Raw genomic sequence first — 4,782 nt, 5'->3', positions numbered from 1 at the left:
TGGCCGGTCGCGCAGTTCCCCGCGCCCCTGAAGCGCCCCTGGCGGGGCGCCAGGGCGCGCCCCGCCAGGGGCGCGGGGAACTGCGCGAGCAACCTCCCCCAAGCTCTCGGCTTCGCTCGAGCAGGGGCCGCCCCTGCCCAGCACGATCCGCCGGACACGGCACTAGGGTCCGGTCAGGGACAGGGCCTCGTGCAAGGGGGCCGGGTCGTCGCGGAGGGCGGAGCCCGAAAAGCGGGCGGTCACCCGGCCGGACGTCAGCACGGTCACCGCGTCCGCGCAGTCGACGGCCAGCAGCGGACTGGGCGACACCAGCAGCGCGGCGACCCCCTCCCCCGCCAGAGTCCGCGTCAGCTCGTGCACGCGGCGGGCCAGCGCCGGTGCCAGCCCCTCGGTCGGCTCGTCCAGCAGCAGTACCCGCGGCCCCGGCAGCAGCGCCCGCGCCAGGGCCAGCATCTGCTGCTCCCCGCCGGAGAGGTCACCGCCCCGGCTGCCCCTCCGCTCGGCCAGCCTCGGCAGCAGCTCCAGCACCCGCTGCGGCGTCCAGGCGCTCCCCTTCCGGTGGCTGAGCCGCAGATGCTCGGCCACCGTCAGGCCCGCGAACACCCGGCGGCCCTGCGGGACGAGGCCGATCCCCGCGCGGGCCGCCCGGTGTGCGGGGCGGCCCGTGATGTCCCCGCCGTCCAGGCGCACCGTGCCCGCCGAGGGGCGCAGCAGGCCCGCGACGGTGTGGACGAGGGTGGTCTTGCCCGCGCCGTTGTGGCCGACCACGGCGTGCACCGCGCCCGCCGCCACCTCCAGGTCGAGCCCGTGCAGCACGGTGCCGCCGTGGTATCCGGCGGTCAGCCCGTCCAGTTCGAGCATCAGGTCGCCCCCAGGTACGCGGCGCGCACGGCCTCGTGCCGGAGCGCCTCCTGCGTGGGGGCCGTCACCAGCGGCGTGCCGTCCTGCAGCACGGTGACGGTGTCCGCGAACTGGGCGACGACCTCCGTGTGGTGCTCGACCAGCAGCACTGCCACATCCCGTGGCAGCGCGGCCAGCACGTCCAGCAGCCGGGCGACGTCCCGGTCGGTCAGCCCGGCGGCCGGCTCGTCGAGCAGCAGCACCCGCGGCTGCCCGGCCAGCGCCGCCGCCAGGTCCAGCAGCCTGCGCTGCCCGTGCGAGAGCCCGGCGGCGGGGCGGTGCGCCGCGTCCGCCAGCCCCACGGCCTCCAGCCGTTCGGCGGCGGCGCGGGCCCGCTCGCGGCGCCCCCGCCCGTGCCGCCACCCGGCGAGCACGGCGTTGTCCAGCACCGTCAACTCGCCGATGACCGCGGGCTGCTGGAAGCTGCGCGCGATGCCCAGCCGGGCCCGCCGCGCCGGTGCGATACGGGTGAGGTCGCGGCCGTCCAGCACGACGCGCCCCGCGCTGGGGCGCTCCGTACCGGCGATCAGGCTGAGGAGGGTGGTCTTGCCCGCGCCGTTGGGGCCGATGACGGCGTGCCGGGCGCCGGCCGCCAGCCGCAGTCCGACGCCGTCGAGCGCGGTGAGGCTGCCGTAGCGCCGGGTGAGGCCGTCCAGGAGCAGTCGGTGTTCGGTCAACGGGACGCCTCCGTCCGCGCGCGCCGCCACGGCACCCGGACCGGCACCCGGGCCGGCAGCCGGACGCCCGCCAGCCCGCGCGGCAGCACGTACACCGCCGTCACGAACAGGCCGCCCAGCAGCAGCGGTCCGTGGCCCGGCCAGGCGCTCGCCAGCCAGTCCCGGGTGCCCACGATCAGGCCGACGCCGAGCAGCGTGCCGACGACGGAGGTGGTGCCGCCGATGACGGCGGCCAGCATCGCCAGCGCCGCGATCTCGAAGCCGACGTCGGCGGGGGAGACGTACTGCTGCGCGGCGATCAGCAGCGAGCCGCCCACTCCGGCGAGCGCTCCGGCGCCGGTGTAGGCCAGCAGCAGATAGCGGGACACCGGGTGGCCGCTGGCCCGCATCCGCTCCTCCGCGCTGCGCGTACCGGTCAGCAGCCGGCCTGCCGGGGAGCGCAGCACCAGCACCGTGACGACGAGCACGGCGGCGGACGCGGCGAGGATGTAGCCGTAGCCGGACAGCTCGTCGTCCAGCGCGTCCGCGCCCCACAGCGGGACCGTCGCGGGGAAGCCGTAGAGCCCGTCGGTGCCGCCCGTCACGGACCGCATCTGGCCGATGGCGGTGCTCGTCAGCTCGCCGATCGCCAGGGTGATCATCAGTACGGTGGTGCCCCGGGCCCGGATCACGGCGGGGCCGGTGAGCAGCGAGAAGAGCGCCGCAGCGAGGGCCGCGAGGAGGAGCTGGGCGGGGCCGAGCGCCGTGACGCCGTGCTCGGCGGCCAGCGCGGTGACATACGCGCCGACGGCGAACGGGGCCGTCTGGCCGAGCACGGGCAGCCCCGCGTAGCCCATCAGCACCGTCGAGCTGACGGCGACCAGGCCGAGGGCGAGCGCGTAGCCGGCGAGGGAGATCGCGTAGGTGTCCACCAGCCAGGGGGCGGCCGCCAGGACGGCCAGCAGCGCGAGGAGGGGCCCGAGACCGCGCACGGCCCGTACGGCCGCCCCGCGGGGCGCGCCCGAGGATGCCGCGGGTGCCGGGCGTGCCAGGGGCACCGGGGGTGCGCCGCCGGGCGCCTCCTGCGGCGCGGCCGCCGCCGAGCCGCCTCCCGCGCCGCTCGCGGGACGCAGGATCAGCGCCGCCGCCATCGCGGCGAACAGCAGATACGGGGCCCAGTCCGGGGCCAGGGACACCCCCAGCGTCTGGACCTGGCCGACCGCCACCGCCGCCAGCAGCGTGCCCCACAGCGAGCGGAGCCCGCCCAGCACGACGACGACCAGGGACAGCATCAGCACGCTCTGCGACGTGCCGGGACCGGGCCCGATGATGGGGGCGCCCAGCACCCCCGCCGCGCCCGCCAGCGCCCCGGCCGCCGCCAGGACGCCGGTGTGCACGGCGCGCGGGCTGACGCCCGTCGCCGCGAGCATCTGGGGGTCGTCGGCCGCGGCGCGGACCGCGGCGCCCGCCCGGGTACGCCCCAGCACCCAGGTGCCGGCCGCCGCCAGCAGCACGGCCATCCCGATGAAGACCAGGCGGTACGCCGGGTAGCGGTGGCCCAGCAGCGAGACCGAGGCGTCCAGCGCGCCCGGGACGCGCACCGGCAGCTCGTCGGAGCCGAAGACGGAGATCAGCAGATTGCCGCCGGCCAGGGCCAGGCCGAAGGTCAGCAGGGCCTGGGCGAGGTGGCCGCGCTGCGAGAGCGGCTCGGTGGCGGCCGCCAGCAGGGCGCCCGCCGCGCCCGCCGCCGCCGTCCCGGCCAGCAGGCCGGCCGCCAGCCCGCCCCAGGTGCCGTCGCTCAGCTCGGCTCCGGTGTAGGCGCCGATGGCGTACAGCGTGCCGTGCGCCAGGTTCAGCACTCCGGCGGTGCCGAACGCCAGACTGAGCCCGGCGGCGACGACGAACAGCAGCAGGCCGTAGGCGACGCCGTCCACGGCCGGGACGATCTGGTCCGAGAGGAACCCGTCCACGCCCATCAGCGGCCGAGCGTCGCCAGGTCCTGCACCATGACGTTCGCCAGCTGTTTGCCGTCCGGACGCACCTGCCGCAGATACCACTTCTGCACCGGGGAGTGGGTGCGCTTGCTGAACTCCCAGGCGCCGCGCGGGCTGTCGATCTGGCCGAGCTTGCCGATGGCCTCGTTGATGCTCTCGGAGGTGACCTTCCCGCCGTCCCGGCCCGCGTCGGAGACGGCCTTGTCGAGGACGGCGGCGGCGTCGTAGCCGGACATGGCGTAAGTGGTGGGCGGGGTGTCGTGCTTGGCCGTCCAGTCGGCGACGAACGCGCGGTTGGTCTCGTTGTCGAGGTCGGCCGCGTAGTTGAGCACCGAGTAGATGTCCCTGGCGGCCTTGCCCTGCGCGGGCAGCGTCCCGCCCTCGGTGAGGAACCCGGCCGAGTACAGCGGCAGGTCGGCCACGTCGGACTGCCGGTACTGCTTGACGAAGTCGATGGCCGCCTTGCCCGCGTAGAAGCAGTAGACCGCCTTCGCCCCGGTCTTGGCGATGTCGTTGAAGTACGGCGTGAAGTTGGTCGTCTTGGGGAACGGCGTCCACCGGGTCTTGCCGTTCGGGTTGGCCAGCTCGCCGCCCGCCTTGTCGAACGCCTCGGTGAAGCCGCGCATCTCGTCGTGGCCGCCCTGGTAGTCCGGGCCGATCGCGTAGACGGGCCCGTCGACCTTGTTCTTGACGTACGTGGCGATGGCCTCGCCGGGCTCCTCGGACAGGAAGCTGGTGGTCCAGATGTAGTCGACGTCGGTCTTGGTGGGCCGGCCTCCGGTGGCCAGCAGCGGCGTCTTGCTCTTGGTGACGATCGGCTGGACGGCGGCGAACGAGCCGCCGCCGACGATGCCCGCCACCACGTCGACCCGGTCCTTCTTGATGAGCTTGTTCGCGGCCGGTACGGCGGTCGGTGCGCCGTCGCCCTCGTCGGCGACGGTGAACTCGGCCTTCCGGCCGCCCAGCTTGCCGTCGTGGGTGTCCAGATAGAGCGTGAAGCCGTCCCGCATGTCCTTGCCGACCGACTCGTAGGTGCCCGACACCGAGGCCAGCATGCCGACCTTGACGGTCTTGTCGTCACCGCTCCCGGAGGCGGCGCTGCCGCTGCACCCCGCGACGGCGGTCACGGCGAGGGCGAGCAGCAGGGCGCCGGCGGGGCGTTTCGCGCGGAACGGGCGTGCGTTCGCAGTCACGGGGATCTCCCAACGGGGGGTAGGGACGTGGCACCGGGG

General features: G+C 75.5%; 4 protein-coding genes. All 4 read right to left on the bottom strand.

The annotated features are described in order from the left end of the window. Window positions 1-162: 162 nt before the first annotated feature. From G5C65_RS31350 to G5C65_RS31335, 4 genes are read right to left on the bottom strand one after another with little or no spacing between them, the layout of a single operon-like run. Window positions 163-861 (bottom strand): ABC transporter ATP-binding protein, encoded by a 699-nt coding sequence (locus G5C65_RS31350; protein ID WP_165302429.1) that lies wholly within the window; start codon window positions 859-861, stop codon window positions 163-165. Further along, on the bottom strand, window positions 861-1,577 hold the full coding sequence (locus G5C65_RS31345) for an ABC transporter ATP-binding protein (protein ID WP_165302428.1): 717 nt from the start codon (window positions 1,575-1,577) through the stop codon (window positions 861-863). Before G5C65_RS31345 ends, G5C65_RS31350 begins: the two co-directional genes overlap by 1 nt. Further along, window positions 1,574-3,532, bottom strand: coding sequence for an ABC transporter permease subunit (locus G5C65_RS31340; protein ID WP_165302427.1), 1,959 nt, complete (start codon window positions 3,530-3,532; stop codon window positions 1,574-1,576). The genes G5C65_RS31345 and G5C65_RS31340 overlap by 4 nt, the downstream gene beginning before the upstream one ends. After that, window positions 3,532-4,743 carry an ABC transporter substrate-binding protein gene (locus G5C65_RS31335; protein ID WP_420903380.1) on the bottom strand — a complete coding sequence of 404 codons (1,212 nt, stop codon included), beginning with the start codon at window positions 4,741-4,743 and terminating at the stop codon, window positions 3,532-3,534. The genes G5C65_RS31340 and G5C65_RS31335 overlap by 1 nt, the downstream gene beginning before the upstream one ends. Window positions 4,744-4,782 lie beyond the last annotated feature (39 nt).

Source organism: Streptomyces boncukensis, assembly GCF_011045075.1.
In the GTDB taxonomy this organism is placed as follows: domain Bacteria; phylum Actinomycetota; class Actinomycetes; order Streptomycetales; family Streptomycetaceae; genus Streptomyces; species Streptomyces boncukensis.
Note: the sequence above shows the minus strand (reverse complement) of the source record. Positions and strands in the feature narration are given on the sequence as shown.

Bases quoted from the DNA above. Each gene is read 5' to 3' on its own strand.
- G5C65_RS31340 (WP_165302427.1), bottom strand. From the start codon at position 3,532: ATGGGCGTGGACGGGTTCCTCTCGGACCAGATCGTCCCGGCCGTGGAC.
- G5C65_RS31350 (WP_165302429.1), bottom strand. From the start codon at position 861: ATGCTCGAACTGGACGGGCTGACCGCCGGATACCACGGCGGCACCGTG.